The 20,498-nt window shown below is 48.0% G+C and carries 20 protein-coding genes and 1 pseudogene; 2 read left to right on the forward strand and 19 right to left on the reverse strand.

All coding sequences use genetic code 11. From position 1 onward, the window contains the following. Positions 1-168: 168 nt before the first annotated feature. From IJ22_RS16355 to IJ22_RS16370, 4 genes are all read right to left on the reverse strand, one after another. Complete coding sequence (locus IJ22_RS16355; protein ID WP_062411024.1) at positions 169-2,403, reverse strand: ATP-dependent helicase; 2,235 nt, start codon at positions 2,401-2,403, stop codon at positions 169-171. A gap of 264 nt (positions 2,404-2,667) precedes the next feature. After that, positions 2,668-3,789, reverse strand: a complete 1,122-nt coding sequence (locus IJ22_RS16360) for a carbon-nitrogen hydrolase family protein (RefSeq protein ID WP_062409583.1) — start codon at positions 3,787-3,789, stop codon at positions 2,668-2,670. 244 nt (positions 3,790-4,033) lie between these two features. Then, positions 4,034-4,909 carry an HAD-IIA family hydrolase gene (locus IJ22_RS16365; RefSeq protein ID WP_235594151.1) on the reverse strand — a complete coding sequence of 292 codons (876 nt, stop codon included), beginning with the start codon at positions 4,907-4,909 and terminating at the stop codon, positions 4,034-4,036. Positions 4,910-5,089: 180 nt separating this feature from the next. Beyond that, positions 5,090-5,683 carry a glycerol-3-phosphate responsive antiterminator gene (locus tag IJ22_RS16370; protein WP_054817412.1) on the reverse strand — a complete coding sequence of 198 codons (594 nt, stop codon included), beginning with the start codon at positions 5,681-5,683 and terminating at the stop codon, positions 5,090-5,092. A 575-nt stretch (positions 5,684-6,258) separates the two neighbouring features. Here IJ22_RS16370 and IJ22_RS16375 point away from each other — a divergent pair. Next, entirely contained in the window at positions 6,259-7,164 is a 906-nt protein-coding gene (locus IJ22_RS16375) for an EamA family transporter (protein ID WP_217437411.1), read from the forward strand. Positions 7,165-7,188: 24 nt separating this feature from the next. On the opposite strand, the gene IJ22_RS16380 is transcribed toward IJ22_RS16375, so the two are convergent. From IJ22_RS16380 to dapA, 6 genes are all read right to left on the reverse strand, one after another. Next, the gene (locus IJ22_RS16380) at positions 7,189-8,451 is read right to left on the reverse strand and encodes a nickel pincer cofactor-dependent isomerase, group 22 (RefSeq protein ID WP_062409584.1); all 1,263 of its coding nucleotides are present in this window, start codon (positions 8,449-8,451) and stop codon (positions 7,189-7,191) included. 37 nt (positions 8,452-8,488) lie between these two features. Next, positions 8,489-9,439, reverse strand: coding sequence for a phosphoglycerate dehydrogenase (locus IJ22_RS16385; RefSeq protein ID WP_062409585.1), 951 nt, complete (start codon positions 9,437-9,439; stop codon positions 8,489-8,491). A gap of 127 nt (positions 9,440-9,566) precedes the next feature. Beyond that, positions 9,567-11,072 carry a tripartite tricarboxylate transporter permease gene (locus IJ22_RS16390; protein ID WP_062409586.1) on the reverse strand — a complete coding sequence of 502 codons (1,506 nt, stop codon included), beginning with the start codon at positions 11,070-11,072 and terminating at the stop codon, positions 9,567-9,569. A 9-nt stretch (positions 11,073-11,081) separates the two neighbouring features. Beyond that, positions 11,082-11,531 carry a tripartite tricarboxylate transporter TctB family protein gene (locus IJ22_RS16395; protein WP_062409587.1) on the reverse strand — a complete coding sequence of 150 codons (450 nt, stop codon included), beginning with the start codon at positions 11,529-11,531 and terminating at the stop codon, positions 11,082-11,084. Positions 11,532-11,654: 123 nt separating this feature from the next. Further along, a complete protein-coding gene (locus IJ22_RS16400) occupies positions 11,655-12,662 on the reverse strand; it encodes a tripartite tricarboxylate transporter substrate binding protein (RefSeq protein ID WP_062409588.1) in 1,008 nt (335 codons plus the stop codon). 65 nt (positions 12,663-12,727) lie between these two features. Further along, a complete protein-coding gene (dapA, locus tag IJ22_RS16405; RefSeq protein ID WP_062409589.1) occupies positions 12,728-13,645 on the reverse strand; it encodes a 4-hydroxy-tetrahydrodipicolinate synthase in 918 nt (305 codons plus the stop codon). 511 nt (positions 13,646-14,156) lie between these two features. Between dapA and IJ22_RS16410 the strand changes: the two genes are divergently transcribed. Continuing rightward, the gene (locus tag IJ22_RS16410) at positions 14,157-14,843 is read left to right on the forward strand and encodes a GntR family transcriptional regulator (protein WP_062409590.1); all 687 of its coding nucleotides are present in this window, start codon (positions 14,157-14,159) and stop codon (positions 14,841-14,843) included. 75 nt (positions 14,844-14,918) lie between these two features. Here IJ22_RS16410 and IJ22_RS16415 read toward each other — a convergent pair whose 3' ends face one another. From IJ22_RS16415 to IJ22_RS16450, 9 genes and pseudogenes are all read right to left on the reverse strand, one after another. After that, the gene (locus IJ22_RS16415) at positions 14,919-15,182 is read right to left on the reverse strand and encodes a metal-sensitive transcriptional regulator (RefSeq protein ID WP_054817406.1); all 264 of its coding nucleotides are present in this window, start codon (positions 15,180-15,182) and stop codon (positions 14,919-14,921) included. A gap of 35 nt (positions 15,183-15,217) precedes the next feature. After that, the gene (locus IJ22_RS16420) at positions 15,218-15,574 is read right to left on the reverse strand and encodes a rhodanese-like domain-containing protein (protein ID WP_062409591.1); all 357 of its coding nucleotides are present in this window, start codon (positions 15,572-15,574) and stop codon (positions 15,218-15,220) included. A 260-nt stretch (positions 15,575-15,834) separates the two neighbouring features. Next, a complete protein-coding gene (locus tag IJ22_RS16425; RefSeq protein WP_062409592.1) occupies positions 15,835-16,983 on the reverse strand; it encodes an MBL fold metallo-hydrolase in 1,149 nt (382 codons plus the stop codon). Between the two features lie 19 nt (positions 16,984-17,002). After that, entirely contained in the window at positions 17,003-17,398 is a 396-nt protein-coding gene (locus tag IJ22_RS16430; RefSeq protein ID WP_062409593.1) for a DsrE/DsrF/DrsH-like family protein, read from the reverse strand. A gap of 21 nt (positions 17,399-17,419) precedes the next feature. Next, positions 17,420-18,004 (reverse strand): sulfurtransferase TusA family protein, encoded by a 585-nt coding sequence (locus IJ22_RS16435; protein ID WP_062409594.1) that lies wholly within the window; start codon positions 18,002-18,004, stop codon positions 17,420-17,422. An 89-nt stretch (positions 18,005-18,093) separates the two neighbouring features. Then, positions 18,094-18,384 carry a rhodanese-like domain-containing protein gene (locus IJ22_RS16440; RefSeq protein ID WP_062411026.1) on the reverse strand — a complete coding sequence of 97 codons (291 nt, stop codon included), beginning with the start codon at positions 18,382-18,384 and terminating at the stop codon, positions 18,094-18,096. Between the two features lie 382 nt (positions 18,385-18,766). Then, positions 18,767-18,938, reverse strand: a pseudogene (locus IJ22_RS27225) (iron chelate uptake ABC transporter family permease subunit); the annotation flags it as partial. Between the two features lie 21 nt (positions 18,939-18,959). Continuing rightward, entirely contained in the window at positions 18,960-19,934 is a 975-nt protein-coding gene (locus tag IJ22_RS16445; protein ID WP_062409595.1) for a beta-ketoacyl-ACP synthase III, read from the reverse strand. A gap of 6 nt (positions 19,935-19,940) precedes the next feature. Beyond that, positions 19,941-20,495, reverse strand: coding sequence for an NADPH-dependent FMN reductase (locus IJ22_RS16450; RefSeq protein WP_062409596.1), 555 nt, complete (start codon positions 20,493-20,495; stop codon positions 19,941-19,943). Between the last annotated feature and the right edge of the window lie 3 nt (positions 20,496-20,498).

Consider the following 20,498-nt stretch of genomic DNA (forward strand, 5'->3'; position numbering starts at 1 on the left):
GCATCGCTGCGGCACAACTTCATCCCATTTGTTCATCCGGCTTGGATCTAGCGTATCACAAATGAGCAGAAGCATATCATTCATATTCCTCATTGTTTATCATAACCAAATAGAATAGCCAAACTTAAAAAAGCAGGGGAAGAACCCCCGGCTTGCACCGTTGTCGTTTCATACCGGATAACCGTTTTCACCGCTTGTTGCTTCAACCCGCACCGCCGGTTCCAACAATCCCGCTTCAATGCATGTAAGAATGGACAAGGCCTTGACGCCGGCTTGAAAGCGGATGTGGATTCGTTCCCCGTTGATTTTAATAATTTCTCCCCGGCCAAATACACGATGTTCTACGATGCTACCCAATTTCAATTCATTTTTATTTCGGATTGCCTTCGGGTTATGAGGCTTTGACGGTTCTTCTTTAGGCACTTGTGTTTGCATCGGCTTTGGAGGAGCTATAATGCTGCGGACATCCGAAACAAACAGGGACTCTTTTACCTTTTCGCCATCCCGTTTTTGGTACGTGATGAGCTTCAGTTCCATTTTCGCCCGGGTCATCCCCACATAGAATAAACGAACCGCTTCCTCCATGAACTCCTGCTTCCCTGCACCGTTTTTCTCCAAATCATCATTAGAAGGGATAATGCCGTCAATCAAATCGATCATATAAACCCGCTTAAACTCCAGGCCTTTTGCGCTGTGAAGCGTGGAGAAGGTTACCGCATTGCGGTTCTTATTGAACCTTGAGCTTTTCATCACCGATTCCAAATACTTTAACCGCTTCGCAAAATCCTCCATCGTTTCAAGACCGTCGGCAATCTCTTCCAGGGTGTTCAGGATCCCGAACACGTATTCCTTTCTGAAGCCCAGACGCTCGCTCATCTTTTCAACGGCTTTCTCGTACCCCAATTTTCTCCGAATTGAACGTATGGCGTCCAACGGCGGAATTCCTTTCATTTGTTGGAGGGTCTCTTTGCACTCCTGCAGCGGTTTACGCTGATAATCTTTGAGTTCGACGTAATTCAGCAAATTATCAAAGACCGATTCGTTATTGGTTATTTCCTTCAGTGCGGCCATTTGCCGTCTGGTAATATACCCGTTGATCTTGGTGTGAATCTCTTCCAAAATATCCGCACGCTTGTCCGTAAAGGTCATCCGCATAAAGTTTAAGATGTCCTTCACTACCCAATGGGAAAAAAATCGAATATCGCCATCCTTCATGTAAAAAGGAATCCCCGCCCGGTCAAATTCGTTCATTAATGGAATGGAAGAAGCATTGTTCCGGTACAGCACTGCCACATCACGCAGGCTTTCCACCTTTTGGATCTCCTGAACCAAGTATTTGGCCTGATCTTGATAATCGGCCAAGCTCCTGATTTTAATCGGCTGATGAGACGGGTTATGGGTAAACATGTTTTTGTCATACCGGCTTTTGTTTCGTTTAATGAACTGGTTGGCCGCACTTACAATGTCTTTGGACGACCTGTAGTTCTGCTCCATAAACAAAATAACGGCTTTCGGATACACTTGCTTGAAGTTAAGCAAATAGGAAGGCTCCGCACCTCTCCAGCCGTAGATGGATTGATCGTCGTCGGCTACGACGCAAAGATTGCCATGCCGGCGGACCAGCTTTTCTATGATGGCGTGCTGCACCAGTGAGGTGTCCTGGCTTTCATCCGTAAGCACATAATCGTATCGCTGCTGGTATTTGCGCAGCAGTACCTTATCCCGCTCCAGAATCTCATTTCCCAGAGTCAGCATATCATCGTAATCGATCAGCAGCTTATCCGAGCCCGACCGTTTAAACGCCTCATATTCCCGCAGAATCCGTTCAGCTTCCTTGACATCGCACTCCACGAGCGGCCATTCTTCCCTGGGGATCATTTTGTTTTTAATATAGCTGATATACGTAGTCAGCTCGTCCATTTGATCATCCGTGATGATTTCGCCAACGATCGTATTAAATAAATGTCTTAAAATATGCTTCTTATGCAGCGGCGGGTGCTCCGAATCAAAATCGACCCGCTCCTCCAACTCGATGTCCCCTTCAATCATTTGATAGGCTGTTCCCGTTTGACGAAAATGCTCCCGGACGATCTCAAAGGCCAGACTGTGTAGGGTAGAGAAATCGACAGGTGGAAGATCTGGGAAAAAGCGTGTGAACCGCTCCTTCATATCGGACGCCGATGCGCGGCTGAAGGTCACCGCCTTGATCCGCGACGGAGCCACTCCCTTCACTTCAATGAGATAGCCGATTCGCATAATCATCGTAGTCGTCTTCCCCGAACCCGGAGCCGCCAAAAGAAGCAAGGGCCCCTCCGTCTGCAGAACCGCCTGCTTCTGGACATGATTTAAGGCCACGCCGTGGTCTTTGTGCTTTCGATTGAAAAAATCTGAACTGGCTTCCATACCGAATTCCCTTTCCAAATCACTTCTATGCTATTATAGCACCTCCGTCAAATATTGGCTTTCTCTTGCAGTAGTACGGACTGCCCGTTCCCTAAGACATATTACAGCTTCTCGGTATGAAGCATACCTCTTACGGCTGTGACGTGCTAGCTCTGGCCGGTACTCCCAAAGATCCTCATTGGCAAGCAGAGTTGTTCCATATAATAAAAATGAAGCCCATTTATAGAGCCTCATTCAACCGCTATTCCTTACTGAATTGTTTTTCTATTTCTTTTTCTGCAAAGCCTCTTGCTTCAACTCCGCTAATTTTCGTGTCCATTCTTCCGAATCGCCGAATTTACCCTCTAATTGTTGCATCATTTTCAAAAGCTGGTCCGAAGACTGTTGGGAGGCTCCGAAACCTATCGCCGATCCCGCTTTGTTGGAAATGCTGTTCATGTTCCGCGTCACTTTATAAGGCTCGCGGTTTAATAACAAGCTTGCCACATCCGGACGGGAATAGTGTCCGGTTGCATCATGCCAATGAGCCATGTCGGCGATCATGTTCAAATCGACCTCAGCGTATAGAATTCCTTCTTCTCCTTTCAAAGGACCTGCCAGAATCGCCCCGCCGGGTGCGATGATGGCCGTCCAACCGCCGCCAGGTTTGATCCACTGCCCCTGATAATCGGTCTGCGACAATTTCTCAACGTTTTCTTTGTCGACCGTACTTTGGGAATTTAGGACAAAGCATTCTCCCACATGCGCATGATAGCGGGCGGAAAGTTCCGTGGACATGTCGAACAGGGTTTCCCATCCCGTAATGCTCGAGAATCCGACCCAAACGGCGCAATGAAGCTGAGCACGCTGGGCAATAAGAGAATGGCGCACCAAATCCATGGTATGTTCCCAACATACGAGTCCGCTCATCCGGCCCAGATCCGTATCATATACATTCAGGTAGCTTCCGTCTCCCATGCCCCAGTGTACGCGCTCCACATGGGTCGGCATCAATTTTCTGTGCTTGCCGAATATTTCCCCCCGGTTATCGATAAACAAAATCGTGTTGTAGCATGTATTCCCGTCGCGTTCGGATATGCCGATTACCACGTGGATATTATTTTTGTTAGCGCTTTCACATAAGGCATCAACGGTTTTGCTTGGAATTTCAACCGAGTTCAAAAACCATTCTTTAAACAGCCCATGGTACCACATGGGGGTTCCGAGCCAGATGTGATACGGGTACCCGGGGATGTACGATTCAGGCAACACGACCAGCTGTGCCCCTTGCTTGGCGGCTTCTTCTATAAGCGATATGGCTTTGTCCAAACACTTGTCCCGATCATACAAAATCGAAGATGCTTGCACCGCAGCTACCGTGAACTTCTCACCCGAATAGTTTTTCATACGACCCCTCCCAAAAAAATAATTATTTTGACAATTTAAATTATATCAAAGGAATAATTTTCCAGTCAATCTTTTTATTACGTTTTTAAAATGAAAATCAAATTTACATAATATTAAAATAATGCCATAAAAAAATGGCCGCTGACGTAGGCATGGCCATATTCGCGCAGCCGTTCAATTCTCCCTGCTATTGTCTTCTATCTCTTATCCTTGCCGTTAGCATCATACCGCGCTCCGTATCATCCTACCAGTCGGCCAGTATATCCCTAAGGGAAGCAAGGACATAATCCGGCTCGATCCCCGTTAACACGATGTCTTTGCGTGAATCCGCTCCTGTCAGGACGAGCGCAGAATACATGCCGTGATCATTGCCGAAGCGGATGTCGGTTTCAATCCGGTCGCCGACCATCAGGCACTCCTCCGGAGCGATATCCAGCTTCTGGAATACCTTTTCCGCATAATAAGCCGAAGGCTTGCCGATCACGGTAAACGTCTGCCGCAGGCTTGCCGTCTCCAACGCCCTTACCAACGACCACGTATCGGGTATCGCCCCGTCGTCCAGCGGACAGAACGGGTCCGGGTTGGCCGCGATGAGCAGCGCCCCGTTGCGAAGAGCCTTCATGCCTTGGGTGAGCCGGTCATACGTAAACTGCCTGTCCATTCCAACCAGTACATGCGTTGCACCGGACGCATCCTCGGTCGTTTCTACGTCAAAGCGCTCCAGCTCCCGCTTCATGGCCTGTTCACCGATCATCAGCACCCTAGCGCCCGGTTCATATTCCTGAAAATACATGCCTGCAGCACATGATGCTGTCATAATTTCAGACTCGCTGCAAGCGACCCCAAGCTGCTCCAGACGCATCCGCACCTCTTCTACCGTACGTATGGTCGTATTCGTCACGAACAGCAGCGATTTGTTTTGTTCGCGGAGACGATTCAACGTGGACAGCACACCCGGGAGTAAGGTATCACCGGAATACACGGTGCCGTCCAGATCAAACAAATAGCCATGAAATTCATTTAAACTTTTGGGACGTTTGGCATACTGCCCTTTGGTCTTTGCCTCTTCCCTTCGCCTAAAATCGTGCTTGCTTTTGCGATATGCCCAATATCCTGTCACCTTCGTGCCTCTTTTCCACAAAAAATAACCCTTGTCCGAAAATGAAAAAAGCGTCATCGAACCATCGGATAGATGCTCCGGCTTTTTTGGCATTTTACTGAACAAGGGTTTTCTCCTCTTCTCAACCCATATTCACCAGCAAATCTGTTCTACTTATAGGTAGATCATAAGATCGTTTTGTTAAGGGGCGATAAACGACATGTTGTTGTTTTGTAAATTTCTCCATGAAGGCCGCTGCCGCCACATGGACGGATCGCCGCTGGAAATAAAATCCGCACCGCTTTCCAGCGCTTCGATTATTTCCTCCTCATAACGGATCAGGCCGCCCACAATCAACGGCTGCTTAATCGTGTTCTTCAGCTCGCGAATGACCCTTGGCATCAAACCGGGCATCAGTTCGACCTCATCGGGCTGTGTGCTGGCGATCATTCGAATGGCCGTATGGACGGCCGCCGTATCAATGGCAAAGATGCGCTGAATGCTCTGGATTCCCGCTTGCCTGGCCGCAGCTACCGCATTAGACTTTGTCGTTACGATCCCGTCCACCTTAAATTGCTTCGCCAAGTAGTCCACGGTGTGCGAATCCCTGCCCAAGCCCGAGACCATCTCCAAATGGACGTAAACCTGTTTGCCGCTGTCATGGATTTGCTGAATGATCGTTTCCAGATTACCGATATGTCCTGCCATCAGATTCACCCGTTTGACGCCGCTGTCCAGCACGCTTTGTATTTGCTCCTCCTTAGTGACCGAAGCGATGATCGGATAATTTTTCATGAATTCCACCTCCACATGCCTTGTTACCACTATACCCTTCAAATGTTTGCGGAGTGTTAAATCCCCCGTTTCAAACCGGATTTTATGAAAAGTGATGAAAAACTCTGAAATTCGTTAAAATCCTGAGACCGGGTGGCATGATACCCGCTTTCATTGATTTTCATTGGAAATGATTGCCGTTTTCATAGAGGAATATCGGCTTTGTCAAAACCTGACGGAGATACGATAATAAAGCTATAGATCGGGAGGAGGTTGTTCAAATGTTAAAAAAATTGGTGGCTGCTTTGAACAAGTTTATCGATGCTCTGGAAGTCAAGGAAGACAAAACCAATTCGGTTTACAATCAGTATCGCAGCCGGATGTACGAATAAAAAAAGGGTGATTGGATGAAGCCGAATCATGAATAAGACCCTGTTCTCTCCGAAACCGGACGGAATAGGGTCTTTTTGCGCGGATGGAATCATTTAGAAATTTGGGTTTACGACATGGAGGAGATAATGGTAGTGTAATAGATATTGTCTTATTATTGTTTAAGCTGCAAGGAGGAGAACGACATCAAGATCAAAGGAGTTTTTATGGTTCTGTGCGCGGCTGTCTGCTGGGCGTTATCCGGGATCGCGGCTCAGCTGTTTTTTCAGCATTTTGCGGCAGCGCCCGGCATCCTTGTCTCTATTCGTCTGCTCTCTGCCGGTGTCATCATGATCCTGCTGCAAAGCCTGATTCAGGGAACCAAAAACGCTTTTTCCGTCTGGTCGCATAAAAAGGACCGGCTTACCTTACTTGTCTTTGGTTTAATAGGGATGTTAGGCGTTCAATACACCTTTTTTGCCGCGATTCACCATGGAAATGCGGCCACAGCCACCCTGCTGCAGTATTTGGGACCGATCTTCATCATCGTCTATGTTTCCCTGCAGTTCAGACGAATGCCCGGCAGCCGGGAGCTCATTGCGTTCCTGTTAGCTCTGACCGGCATTTTCTTCATGACGACGAGCGGCTCTGTCGATTCTTTAACGATAACATTGGAAGCGTTTATATGGGGAATCCTGTCCGCCATAGCCGCGGCATTCTATACCTTGTTCCCGGCAAAGCTGTTGAAAGCCTGGGGACCGGTTTCCGTCGTCGGCTGGAGCATGGTCATCGGCGGTGTCGGACTTAGTCTGTTTCACCCGCCATGGTTTTTCGATTGGAGCCAAGGCTCCCTGCTTCTGTTTGCCTTGCTTGCGTTTATTGTCATCGTAGGCACCATTACTCCATTCTATCTGTTCCTGGACAGCCTGCGGTTTGTCACGCCGGCCCAGGCCAGTATCCTCGGCAGCGCCGAACCGTTAACAGCCGTACTGGTTACCACCGTATTTTTACATACGCCTATGGACCCGGTCCAGCTCCTCGGCAGCCTTTGTATCATCGTGTCCGTCCTTGTCTTGGCGCTTCGATCGGCCCGCAAGGATGCCTCCGGCGCCGACAAGACCGCTTCTGGATAACCCATGGGTTAGTCCTGTAATTTTCTATGGTACGTCGGAAAAATGCATCGTAACCGGCCCCGTCAATACCTCAATGGCCTTTGAAGCCAATGCTTCGGGCAGCAGGTTTTCGGATATCCGGATTTCCTTTAATTCCAACGTATTTTTAATCCGGACGATTCTCACTTGATGAAAATCGGGCACATTACACGTTTTTATCGCCGCCTGTATCGCCAATTTTTCCGTCGGAAGAACCATGGGAACCTTGACAGGGGTTAGGACCGTGCTTGTAAAAGCATTCATATAGCCCTTTTCCCAATCCATTTCATCAAAAAGCTTACGCGTAATCACATCCGCCGAGCCGATGCCCAGCGCATTGCCCCGGGTTTTGGCCGTTAATCCGAGAACTGCAATACGGCTGATGGCGGGAGCCGTGCTTTTGACGTACGGTGTATGGAAGCGTCCGGTTATATTAGGGTCCATGCCGCTGCCGGATATATCCTTTCCGATCTCATCTACAATCAAGACATCGATAGGATCGAACAATAACCGGGGCATGAGGGACTTGGCTTCCAGCAGTAACCCGGGTTCGATGTCTTCCAGCCGTTCGGCAGGTACGGCAGCGATCCTGGCGGGCCGGTCATAAGCATTCTCAATAACAGCTACTCCAAAAATAACAGGGAGCTTGGAAAGAACGATTCGGGCCATCTCGGGGACATGCTCAGCCATGTATTTAAAACCGTAGGCATGAGCGGCATCAGCTCCCTTATGCTTCCCGAGGCCAATCGTGATCATTTTCATCAAACCGCTTTCGATCGGACCGCTGAAGGCGGTGTGCGGTTTAATCCGGTTAATCACGATAATCTTGTCGGCTTCATAAGCAATTTTATCGGTGTAGACAGGCAAACCCTTAGGTAATCTGCCCACCTCCACGACGTCCATGCTCGAATGTACGGGAGCCCCGACGGATTGTTCCGTAACCCCCAATTGCTCCAATACTTCGGCCTGGCCTTCAGCCGTCGCTCCGCCGTGGCTTCCCATAGCCGGTACAATAAAGGGATGGGCACCGGCAGACTTGACGGCGCGGACGACCTCTCTTACGATAATGGCAATATCGGCTATTCCCCGGCTGCCCACGGCTATAGCGACCCGATCTCCTTGAGAAACCCGCGGCAGAACGCCGGCTTCCTTCATCGCTTTGCGGACAGCCGATGCCGTATCGCCAATTTCGGGAGCAATGAAGTGTTGCTGTACTTTGATCATCCTGGGAATCGGAATATCGCGCAGTAATGCTATGATTTTATTCATCATCGTTCTCCTCATGTTTCAGGATCGGGCGCTGCGGCTACATTCCGTTTACGACATGCTCGGGTCTTTTTTTGTTCACAAGAACGTCCACGATATTCCGCACGCAAATCATGCCGATTTCATTGACAGCTCCGCTCGTATAACCTGCAATATGAGACGTGGCTATACAATTGGGCAAACCAAACAGCGGATGCTCCCGAACCGGTTCTTGTTCGAATACATCCAATGCGGCTCCGGCAATGGAGCCGTCTCTTAAAACCTCGTACAGGGCATCTTCGGATACAATCCCGCCCCGGGAAGCATTGATCAGATAGGCGCTTTTCTTCATCATGTCCATTTCTTTGCGCCCGATGAGATTTTCCGTTTGTTCCGTAAGCGCGATATGAAGAGTTACAAAATCGCTTTTACTCAAAAGCTCTTCAAGGGAAACGAATGTGACCTCATGCTTCTCCGCGAAGCTGTGATCGGGGTAAGGATCAAAGGCCAGAATATTCATATCAAAGCCTCTGGACCTGCGGGCTACTTCCTTGCCAATGTTGCCGAGCCCTATGATGCCAACCGTTTTCCCATAAACGTCGGAGCCAAATATTCTTGGCCACTCGCCCTTTTTGGTTAATTCGACGGCCGCCGGAATTTGACGGGCCAAGGAAAGCATTAAGGCAAAGGTAAAGTCAGCTACCGCATGCTTGTTGGTATTGGGAACGTTCGTCACCCAAACTTGACTTTTCCTGGCCGCTTCCAAATCGATGTTATCCACCCCTACGCCATGTTTGCAAATAATCTTTAAATTCGGCGTACGAGCCAGAACATTCGGCGTAATGGCATTAAAAGCAACAATGGCGGCATCCGCATCCTGGATTTCGGCAATAAATGATTCCTCTTGAATATCCGCCGGCAATTGAACCAACTGCATCCCATGTTTTTCTAGATATTTCACAGGCTCATTCGAATATTTGGCAAAGGATGGCGATGTGGATACGACTTTCATTACTGAATCTCCCCTTTAGAACCTTTTCTCGCGGTAAAGAAAACTTTCAGCTCCGCTGATAACTTAGATTTTCTTCTATCATCAAAAAACGTGCCGAGGCCGATCCACGTCCGGATCACACCCACGTTTACATTTCAACATCCGCCGAAAGACCATCCTTCTTTTTCATCAGCCCCGCAACAAAGCTTGCGATCAGAATCATAGCAGAAAGCACGAGCAATGTTGCGCTTAACGGACGCGTAAAGAAACCCATAAAATGGCCTTCGAACAAGGCAAGGGATTGCAATAATGAATTCTCCATCAGTTCCCCTAATACAAAAGTGAGCACGATGGGTGCGAGCGGAATATCCACTTTTTTGAATATATATCCCACAATGCCGAAAACGAACATAGCCGCTACATCCCACAAGCTGTTTTTGACGCTGTATGATCCGATGATCGATATAATCAATATGATTGGAAACAGTAATTTTGCCGGAACCAACGCAATTTTGGCCCAAATCCCGGCAAGCGGCAGGTTCATGATCAGAAGCAGCAGATTACCGATAAACATGCTGGCGATAATCGCCCATACAATATCCGGGTTTTTTACAAACAGTGTAGGCCCCGGGGTAAGACCATGCATGATGAACGCTCCCAACAAGACCGCAATCGTCGGCGAGCTAGGAAGTCCTAAGGTAAATAACGGAATAAGGGCTCCGCCGCAATAAGAATTGTTAGCCGTTTCGGGACCGGCCACGCCTTCAATGGCTCCTTTTCCGAATCTGGAAGGGTCTTTGGCCAATTTTTTCTCGAGCGAGTAAGACAAAATCGCCGGAATGACGGAGTTCGTCCCGGGAATTAACCCCATAAGAAAGCCGAGCAGGCTTCCTCTGCCAATGGATTTAAGCGACGGCTTCCATTCCTCCCGCTTAGGCAGAACGCCCTTCACCTTCGGAATTTTCTGCGCTTTCTCCTGATTTTCGAGTCCGCTTAAAATTTCGGATAAGCCGAATAGGCCCATCGCAATCATCACAAAATCAAGGCCGTCCATTAATTGATCCTGGCCAAAGGTAAGGCGCACCGTTCCCGTCATCGGGTCCATGCCAATCATAGCCAACACCAGTCCTATGACGGCTGCAACGAGACCGCGAATGAGGGATTTTCCCATCAAGCCAATGACCATGATCATGCCTAACACCATCAGCCCAAAAAACTCCGGCGGACCAAACTTCAGAGCATATTCGGCAACGGGAGGACCGATCAGAACAAGCCCGATAATGGAGATGGTCCCCCCGATAAACGAACCGATCCCTGCTATTCCAAGCGCGGCGCCCGCACGCCCTTGCTTGGCCAGCGGATGTCCGTCCAGGCATGTGATGACGGAAGCAGCTTCCCCGGGGGTGTTAATTAACACCGAAGTAATGGTGCCCCCATACATGGCGCCGTAATAAATCCCGGCAAGCATAATAATGGCGGATACAGGCTCCATACCGAAGCTGATCGGAAGCAGAATGGCGGTAGCGGTTGTCGGACCAAGCCCTGGCAGCACGCCCACAAGCATCCCTACGGTTACTCCGATCAAACAATACAACAAATTCCAAAAGGACAGCGCCGTTTCAAATCCGTGCAATAACATGTTGAAGGATTCCATCAGCCTCACCTACCATCCAAAAGAATTAACCGGCAACGGGATTTTTAGAAGAACCGCAAAAACGACAAAAAAGACCAGCGTGACTACCGTTGAAATGGCCATTCCCACATACCATTTGTAGGCTTGCATGAACATGAGGGAAAGCATCGCAATGCCTGCCACACAAAAACCGGTAAACGGGACAATCAGAAGAAAAAAAAGGAACGAACCAACAAAAAGCAGCACCCTTCGCAATGCTTTACCCTTGGGTAAGATGTCGCTTACCTCAACTTCTTTTTTAATAAAGGATTCGATAATATACAGCACGGACAGAAGGATCAGCAATCCGCTTAACCATAACGGGAACAATCCCGGTCCCGGCCCGATTGAACCGCGATATTCCAAAGATAAGGAGCTGAAAAACATCGTGCCTGAAAAAAGCAGCAGGACAAGGCCTACCCAAACCCCCGCATTTCTCACAAGGAAACACATCCTTTAATCATATTGCTCTTTACTGCCGTTAAAAAAGACTGCTTACCCTCCGTGAAGCACCATCTCATGATTGTTTATGGTAAGCAGCCCCAGTCGCTGCATGGAAGTATCTTATTTTCCAAAACCGATCTTATCGATCCATTCTTTGGTCACTTTCAATTCTGTACGGATTTTTTCTTCCACTTGATGCGGGCTGTCGTTATTGGCAATCAAGTTTGATTTCGTCAAAAAGTCATGAAACGCATCAGATGCGAAAGCCTTGGCGAATGCTTTGTTTAAAACCTGATATACATCCTCCGGCGTACCTTTGGGAACTGCGATAAATTTGTACACGCCCCATTTGACGTCAATGCCTTTTTCGCTCATCGTAGGCACGTCGGGCATTTCCGGTACACGCTTTTCATTGAATACGCCGATAAATCTGATTTTCCCGGACTTCACATACTCCATCAGTTCTCCCGGATGGGCTATACCGATATCCACTTGCTGGCCAAGTACGGCCGTGGCTACTTCCGCTCCCGACTTGTAAGGAACGTGCTGTCTTTTCATCCCCGCTGTTTCAAAGAAGGTTTCCGCAGCCAGATTAGATAATCCGCCGGCGCCCGATGTCGCATATTTAATCGCCTTACCGCTGCCTTTGGCATTCAGTACATCATCAAGTGTTTTATACGGGGAATCCACATGCGCTGCAAATACAAGATCTTCAAAGGTCGTAGCGTGCACGATTCTGAAATCATCAATGGAATATTCCAGTTGGTTCAGGAGCGGCTGCGTAGTGAAAGGGCTGTTCGAGCTAATGACCAAGGTATATCCGTCAGGCGCAGACTTGGAAACCTCCGTAACCGCCAAGGTTCCCCCTCCTCCGGCCTTATTGACCACCATGACCGGCTGGCCAAGCTCTTTCTCCACCTCTTTGGCCAATGTGCGGGCCATCAAATCGGTGCTTCCTCCGGCAGCCCAGGGAACGATTAAATTAATCGGTTTGGTCGGGAATTTGGCCTTTGCCGCTTCCGGCTGACCCGATTGGGCTTGCTCTCCTTGCTTAGGCGCCTGTGCGCAGCCGAACAGTAAAGTTAAAGTTAACAGCACAGCCAGCATAGTAATCACATTTTTCTTCATGTATAATGACCTCCCTAATAGAATATCAATCAACAACTTACACATATATAATAAAGCGCATTCATTTAAACCATTGCACTACCGTTCGATGCCTGGATAACGCCCTTCTGAATATAGGCATCCATAACCTTCATGAGCTGGTTGTATTTTGCCTCAGGCAGCGCGGCAACAGGAGCTCTGGCCGGCCCGACAGGCAAGCCCATGATGTTCATCGCTTCTTTTAAGACGGTTGGCAATGTCCCCAGTCCCATGGCCGATCGAATGGCCCTTAGCTGTTTTTGCCCCTCCTCGGCTTCCGCAAAGCGTCCCGCTTGCCAGTGAGTATAAATCGATACGACCGTCTCCGGTAAAATATTGGCTGTCGCCGCTATAGCTCCTTTACCTCCGGCCATCAGGGTCGGCAAGATGAGGGAATCCGTCCCGGCTAATACGGAAAATTCAGGTCCGACGGCATCAAGATATTGCAGCGTGTTATCAAAGCTTCCGCTGCTGTCTTTAATCCCGACGATATTAGGAATTTGAGATAATACCCCAACCGAGCCTGGCAGCAGGCTGTTCCCCGTTCGGGATGGGATGTTATACAAAACGACAGGAAGGCGGGTCGAATCGGCAATCCGTTTAAAGTGCTCCACGAGCTCGTCCTGTGTGAACGTCAGAAAATACGGCGTAATGACGGAAAGCGCATCGGCGCCGATTTCCTCCAGCTTTTTGGCCATACGAACGGTTTCGGAAGTTGTGATGCAGCCCGCACCCACATATACCGGTACTTTCCCTTTGACCTCATCTATAATGATTTCGGCAATTCTTATTTTTTCATCGAACGTTAGTGAAAAAAACTCTCCGTTCGTTCCTAAACAAAATAATCCATGAACACCGGCGTCCACATATCTTTTAACTAATTGGCGGAGTACGGGTTCATTTACTTCTTCCGATGATGTAAACGGTGTCACCATAGCCGGAATAATGCCTTCTGGTTTTAACATTCGATGGTTCCTCCTCTATGTACGAACGAACATAATCCGAATAATGAAATAGCATAAGAAGATCCAGAACGATACAGAGCTACAGTGTTGCCGCTATCATAAATGTAATGATGAAACGGCCACTGATTCTGATATTGAACACCAAGTATATTAAATGTTGTATACATGGTAGCTAGAGCCATCATACTTGAATTGGTTTTTACAGTCAATCCTTTCTGAATAAGATGAACTCCTGAAATTGGCATGGCGATCGCTGTCCGTTTCACCTTCTTTTTTTGTTTTATGTTGTATACAACATTAATCACATCATAATGGATGATCAATGATTTTGTCAACGTATTATATAACCGCTTCCAAATAAAATGGGAAAACCCTCTCTGCAATTGACGTCATTTGTTAATGGCTGTAATATAGAAAATGAAATATGATGTATATAACATATAGGCATCATAATCGTGAAGAATTAATGATAGTCTCTTAAGAAGAAAAATGGATCAAAAGGAGTTTATATATGGAACTGCCTAAAATCGATACTTCGAATTTATGGGATAAAACCTATAATATATTAAAGGAACGAATCATCCGCCGGGAATTTAGACCGAATCAAAAGCTCTTAATCCCCGAATTGGCCGAGCAGCTTGGCGTAAGCAGAACACCGATTCGGGACGCATTAAACCGTTTGGAGATGGATGGTTTGGTGACAACGGTATCCAAGGTCGGCACTTTTGTTAATGGCATCGAGATTCATGATGTATTAGACATTATGGATACTCGAATGATGCTGGAATTTTGGGTGGCGGAAAAGTTGGCTGATGTCCCCAAGGAGGAACTGGAAAAAGAATTAATGGTGATGGAGGCCATTATTCAAAGATCGCTTAAAGATATAAAAACATTGTCTTTAAAACAATATTTACAAAACGATTACAATATGGCGTTCCATCTGAAATTTATGGAGTTGGGCAGAAACAATAAAAATACTGAAATTTATAAAAATATTATGAATTACAGATTTTTGGCGGCCGAGACCTCTTTAATTTCAGAGGATATGATTACTACTGCCGCCAATCAGCATCTGGCGATTATTCAATCGTTAAGAGACGGGAATGTTCAACAGATCAAATCCGTTATCAAAATTCATTTAGACGATTCCAAAGAACGTCTAATCCTCAAGATCGATAAGAACGGCGGAATTATTTGATCATTCCGCCTTCTTTAAGTTTATTTTTGCACAGCGACAAGATAATGCTAATCCAACGATGATCATCCCGCTTACTTATCGGCTTTTTACTAGCAGGTCAACAGCTTCCTTCACAATCATGCCCGTATCCTTTCCTTTTTCCTTCTCTTCAATAATGCATTGCTCCAGATTGACGGCGACGATGTAGGCCATCGCTTTATCTGCGGCGCTGCGTACAGCGGAAAGCTGTGCCACGACCTCCTTGCAATCTTTGCCTTCCTCCATCATTTTCAAAATACCGCGAACTTGCCCTTCGATGCGTTTAACCCGACGAAGCACGCTTTCATCGTATTTTATCATTCGATTTTCCTCCATTCCGATCCCGTCCAGGTATATTAATAGCCGCTCACCCTGCGCAGTGCATACAAATGAGAGAAGCCTTTATTTTTGAGTACACGGGCGGCTTTTATGCTTTTACGGCGGCTATCGGCGAGGATCAGGACAGGCTCGTCCGGTGAAAGCTCATTCCGCCAGACGAACGGCAGACGACCTAACGATATATTAATTGAGCCGGGATAATGATTTTTCTGATAATCCGCCGCGTCCCGTACATCAACAATTTTCAACGTCGTCATTTCTTCCCGTGCCGCCTCCAATATCCTCGAATCTACGAAGGACAGCCCGCTTACAGGCCAGACACTTCTTATGAACCATATCAATCCGATGGCCAACAGCACCAATAAAATAAACACTTTCCTTCCTCCTCGCAAAAACCCGCAGCCGCTTCAAACCTCAAGTATCCGTTTGCGGCGGCTGCCCTGCATCCAGCTGAACACTGTATTTTCTATGATTGCTATTAAATAACCAGGTTGACTTTCCTTTTTAATATTACTTATACCCCTACAGGTAATATAACGTGTGCGGTATGGTTTTGCAATCCTGCAATCCTCGAATGGATTGCCAAATCTTATACATTTGCTTTGGCCTCAGGCCAGTTCGTGTTTATTCCTCCTTATTTATCGTGAATCGCACAACGGTTAGGACCCATTTCCATTTCACGCTGTTCTTCGTCCGTCGGTTGAATTTTGCCCATATTGGTTTGACGAATCGCCTGATAGGAATTAGGATGCTGCGGCAGATTATCGGTAACCGCGCGTCTGAATTCCGCTTCATCCGGGAAGTTTAGCCCGGGGTTGCTTTGGTACAGATCTCCCAAACGGGCGGCTGCTTTTCCGCCTTCACCCAGCTCGGATATTTTTCCGAAGTGGGCGGGAAGCACGATTAAATCGTCGGACAATTCTTTGTAGCGGGTGTACAGGGTATGACGCAAATCCCCGGCCCAATCCTCGGCTTTCCCCGCCAAGTCCGGCCGGCCGATCGATTCAATAAATAAAATGTCTCCGGTCAGCAAATACTGATCATCGACAATAAGCGATGTACTCCCGATCGTATGGCCCGGCGAGTATACAGGTTGAATCTTAATCTGTGTGTTTCCAACCGTAATCTCTTTGCCGTCCTCGAGCTTTTCGTAGGCAAACACGACCTCTGCCGCATCCTTTGGAGGCAGCCAGTAGGCTGCTCCTGTTTTCTCTGCCAGGATTCTTCCTCCGGAAATATGATCTGCGTGCAGGTGGGTATCGATCGCGTGTTTAATCGTCAGCCCGTTTTCTTTGGCAAAGCGCTCAATCACGTCAGTCATTCTAACCATGTCGACAACAGCTGCTTCGCCATCGGAAACAATCATATACGAAAGGCAGCCTTTGCCGATACGGACAAACTGGTAAATGGAGCCCCCGTCCTTCAAATCGCCGATCTTGACCGGCTCCAAATACTCGCTCCAGGACTTCATCCCGCCTTCAAGGTAATAAATAGGGCTCCGGCCGGCCTCTGCAAGCTGTTCGGCAACAAATTTGGACGATCCTTCTTTGGCGCAGACAACGAGAATCTGTTTGCCTTCCGGAATCCGACTCAGAACAGAGTCCACTCCCTCCAGCCATTCAAAATACGGGATATTGAGGATTTCGATGCTTTCCCCTTCCATTTTCCAGTCGTTAAAGTCACTTTCGTTGCGGACGTCCAGAATGAACAGTTCTTTCTTATCGAGAATAAATCTTGCCGCTTCTTCCGCCGTCATTCCCTGTTTATCGTCTGCCGCAGCCATATGCCCGATCCCCCTTTAATTAGAACGTTAAAGTGACGTTGGCATCCTTCGCAAAATCCAGGAAGGTCACGGCCCCGCCGACTTCGATGCCTTCAATGAAATCTTCTTTCTTCATGTTCATCACATCCATGGTCATTTGGCAGGCGATGATTTTGACCCCCATGTCTTGCGCCATATGAACCAGCTCGGGAATGGACGGTACGTTGGCTTTTTTAAATCCTTCTATAAAATTCTCTTTACCCGCAGGCAGCGGCAGCTGCCGATATCCCTGTTTATGAATGAGATTAAGTCCTTCAAAGGTGAAGAATATAGCGACTTCGGAATCGGTAGCGGCCGCGGCCGTGGCGATGTTGAATACCTTATAGGCATCGAACAATCCGCCGTTGCTGGCAATAATAGCGACTTTCGTTGACATCAGGAATGACCTCCGTTTATTTTATTGATTTTTCTCGGTCGGACCGGTCCAGCCGGACATACCGGGCAGGATGTTTTTTACGTTTTTAAAGCCATTGTCGGCGAGCAGCCGGCAGGCCAAATCGCTCCGGGTGCCCGTTTGGCAAACGACATGTATTTCCTGCTCCGGTTTCAGCTCGATCAGCCTGTTTTCCAACTGGCCCAATGGGATGGAAACGGCCCCGGGAATCCGATGAAAAGCATATTCCGCAGGTTCGCGCACATCCAACACCAACGGTTTTTCATTGGATTCCAGCTTGATTTGCAGCTCCTCGTTCGTCAATGTATGCGGAAATTTTGTTTCTTCCTTGACTTCATTCGGGTTGGCTTTACGCAGGTAATGCTTCAATACCTCTCCTTCGTGAATGGTTCCCAAATATTGATGCCCTGTGTTCTTTGCCCATCCCCGGATATCTGCCAATGAGCCTTTATCGGTAGCCTGCACTTCAATGACTTGACCGGGATTCAATTGGTCCATGGCTTTTTTCGTTTTGACAATGGGCATCGGACAAGCTAGTCCTTTACAATCCAATGCTAGATCTGCTTGAACCGCTGACGGCGTCGACATCTCATAACCTCCATTTTGGATTTATTATTTTATACTTATACTCCTATGTGTATCAAAAAAGCTTGAATTTTTTCTCTGCAGCCAATAGATTAGTACTCGACTTCTCCAGTCCATTCCATCATGCCTCCCGGCATATTCATGACCTTATAACCGAAAGACTCCAGCATTTCGCAGGCTAATCCACTCCGATTGCCGCTGCGGCATACGACGATGGTTTCTTTCTCAGGATCCAGCTCCGTATGCCGTTGACCAAGCAGCCCCAATGGAATATGCCTGGCGCCGGGGATATGCCCGGACTCCCATTCGTTATCTTCCCGAACATCCAGAATGGTCAATGCTTCCCCCCGTTCTAATCTTTGTTTTACTTCCTGAGGTTTCATCTCTTTTGAATATTTACCTGCCACTTTTATCACTCCTCCATATGTCAAAATATCGATGACTCCTTTTCGTTTTATACTTATACCCCTATAGGTATTATATTATGATGTTTATGTCTTTCTGTCAACCCCCCCCTGTCATCACCGGCATTATTTTTCCTGGAAGTCCCTCCTGAAGTTCCGGACAGTAAAAAGCTTCCCGGCTGTCCTAGGACCGCGGGAAGCTTGCTATCGCTGAATTCAAGCATTCATATTCACGTGCGGACAAACAACAAAAATATTCCGATGAAGAAAGCTATAAGCACAACCCAACTCACTATAGCAACCCAAATTCCCGAGCTTCCATCTTTAGTTTCCATCTTGTCCACTCCATACATTTGATTACCTATAACTTTCCCAATAACAGGACGAATATGCAATCAAAATGTAAATCCCCTCCATGCGCCATCCTCCGCTTAAACATAAGGTACAAGAAAAAGGGTGCCGATTCCTGCCGTAATAACGCCTGCGGGAATGCCGAGCGGTTGAAACAGCAACCTTCCCGCCAAATCCGCGGCTGCCATCTCCCTCCGGCCAGTCTAATATTTGATCAAGGCGGCTCCCCATACCAAGCCTGCACCGAATGCCGTCATTAAAATCGTATCCCCATGCCGGATTCTCCCGTCCCTTACCGCTTCGTGAAATGACACCGGTATGGTTGCCGAGCAGCTGTTTCCATAATTGTGAATGGTCTTGACCACTTTCTCTTCCGGAAAATGAAGATTCCGTGCCACAGCGTCTATGATGCGTTCATTGGCCTGGTGCGGAATGAACCAATCTACTTGATCGATGCGATACCCGCTCCTCTCCAATATTTCTTCGGCACCCGAGGTCATGGCTTTCACAGCCGCCTTGAATATTTTCCCTCCATCCATGACCATTTTGGATTTATATTCTTCCGAAGCCGGGTGCCTGCTTCCCCCGCCCGGAACATATAAAAACTCGAAAGCTTCCCCGTCGGCATGAAGCGATGTCGAAATGATTTTACCCTCATCGTTATCCTTCATTCGGGAGACGATAACCGCTCCCGCGCCATCGCCGAAAAGGATGCTCGTGTACGGATCGGAATAATCGGTTAGTTTGGATAATGTATCCGCACCAATCACAAGGATGCACCGGTGCATCCCCGCCTTGATATACTGGTCGGCAATTTGAAGCGCAGATAAGAATCCGACGCAGGTGGAATGAACATCCATGGCACCAATAGGACGACATCCCAATTGACGCTGAATTTGGCAAGCCACAGGCGGAAGAATATGATCAGGCGTTTCTGTAGCAACAAGAATCAAGTCAATTTCCGATGCCAGGATGCCGGCGTCATCCAACGCATCTAACGCGGCCAGATAAGCCAAATCCGACGTGGCTTCCGAGACGCCCGATATCCGCCTCTCCCGGATGCCCGTTCTGCTGACGATCCACTCATCTTCTAAAGAAATCAGTCGCTTTAAATCTTCGTTCGTCATACGTCCCGTCGGCAAATAAGCGCCGATCCCGCTTATCGCGGCTCTATACATCACTGTTCACCCCGCGGCTGTTCGGATTCCTTGCAGTGCTTTGGACATTTCAACGATTTGCCGGGCTAAACCTTTGATTCTTTGCAGCACGGACGCATCGACGACTTCATGCCTGTCGTTAAAATGATCCCGGTGCGCATACACATAATCCGGGGTCACATAAGCCCGGAAGTACCCGGCAATCGGCTTCAGTTGATTCTCGATAACCAGGAAGTGCTGATAGGTCCCGCCGGTGGCGATAAAACCGATGACCTTATCCCTAAAAGCATCCGGAGGCAGCAGGTCAAACACATTTTTAAGCGGGGCAGCCATAGACGCCTGAAAGACCGGTGTCCCGATCACAAAGCAGTCTGCTGATAAAACGGCTGCCATTACTTTTTGCGTATCAAGGTTATACGCCGCCGGATTGCGGCCGTCGCAAAACTGCACCTCATAATCTCTTAAATCCAGCATTTCCGTTTTCAGGTCCGGCTCCAGAAGCGCCGCATGTTTCACGACCTTTCTCACAACCGAGCTTGTTTTTTCTCCAATAATGGTCCCCGATATCCCGAGCATTTTCATTCC

It is taken from the genome of Paenibacillus naphthalenovorans (assembly GCF_001465255.1).
Lineage (GTDB): Bacteria > Bacillota > Bacilli > Paenibacillales > NBRC-103111 > Paenibacillus_G > Paenibacillus_G naphthalenovorans.

What these genes read in the sequence shown, in the direction of transcription:
- IJ22_RS16385 (WP_062409585.1), bottom strand. Translation starts at nt 9,439, where the DNA reads ATGAAAGTCGTATCCACATCGCCATCCTTTGCCAAATATTCGAATGAG.
- IJ22_RS16390 (WP_062409586.1), bottom strand. Translation starts at nt 11,072, where the DNA reads ATGGAATCCTTCAACATGTTATTGCACGGATTTGAAACGGCGCTGTCC.
- IJ22_RS16375 (WP_217437411.1), top strand. Translation starts at nt 6,259, where the DNA reads ATGGTTCTGTGCGCGGCTGTCTGCTGGGCGTTATCCGGGATCGCGGCT.
- IJ22_RS16360 (WP_062409583.1), bottom strand. Translation starts at nt 3,789, where the DNA reads ATGAAAAACTATTCGGGTGAGAAGTTCACGGTAGCTGCGGTGCAAGCA.
- IJ22_RS16430 (WP_062409593.1), bottom strand. Translation starts at nt 17,398, where the DNA reads ATGTCAACGAAAGTCGCTATTATTGCCAGCAACGGCGGATTGTTCGAT.
- IJ22_RS16370 (WP_054817412.1), bottom strand. Translation starts at nt 5,683, where the DNA reads ATGAAAAATTATCCGATCATCGCTTCGGTCACTAAGGAGGAGCAAATA.
- IJ22_RS16440 (WP_062411026.1), bottom strand. Translation starts at nt 18,384, where the DNA reads ATGAAACCTCAGGAAGTAAAACAAAGATTAGAACGGGGGGAAGCATTG.
- IJ22_RS16425 (WP_062409592.1), bottom strand. Translation starts at nt 16,983, where the DNA reads ATGGCTGCGGCAGACGATAAACAGGGAATGACGGCGGAAGAAGCGGCA.
- IJ22_RS16415 (WP_054817406.1), bottom strand. Translation starts at nt 15,182, where the DNA reads ATGATAAAATACGATGAAAGCGTGCTTCGTCGGGTTAAACGCATCGAA.
- IJ22_RS16410 (WP_062409590.1), top strand. Translation starts at nt 14,157, where the DNA reads ATGGAACTGCCTAAAATCGATACTTCGAATTTATGGGATAAAACCTAT.
- IJ22_RS16380 (WP_062409584.1), bottom strand. Translation starts at nt 8,451, where the DNA reads ATGAATAAAATCATAGCATTACTGCGCGATATTCCGATTCCCAGGATG.
- IJ22_RS16435 (WP_062409594.1), bottom strand. Translation starts at nt 18,004, where the DNA reads ATGTCGACGCCGTCAGCGGTTCAAGCAGATCTAGCATTGGATTGTAAA.
- IJ22_RS16400 (WP_062409588.1), bottom strand. Translation starts at nt 12,662, where the DNA reads ATGAAGAAAAATGTGATTACTATGCTGGCTGTGCTGTTAACTTTAACT.
- IJ22_RS16355 (WP_062411024.1), bottom strand. Translation starts at nt 2,403, where the DNA reads ATGGAAGCCAGTTCAGATTTTTTCAATCGAAAGCACAAAGACCACGGC.
- IJ22_RS16450 (WP_062409596.1), bottom strand. Translation starts at nt 20,495, where the DNA reads ATGAAAATGCTCGGGATATCGGGGACCATTATTGGAGAAAAAACAAGC.
- dapA (WP_062409589.1), bottom strand. Translation starts at nt 13,645, where the DNA reads ATGTTAAAACCAGAAGGCATTATTCCGGCTATGGTGACACCGTTTACA.
- IJ22_RS16445 (WP_062409595.1), bottom strand. Translation starts at nt 19,934, where the DNA reads ATGTATAGAGCCGCGATAAGCGGGATCGGCGCTTATTTGCCGACGGGA.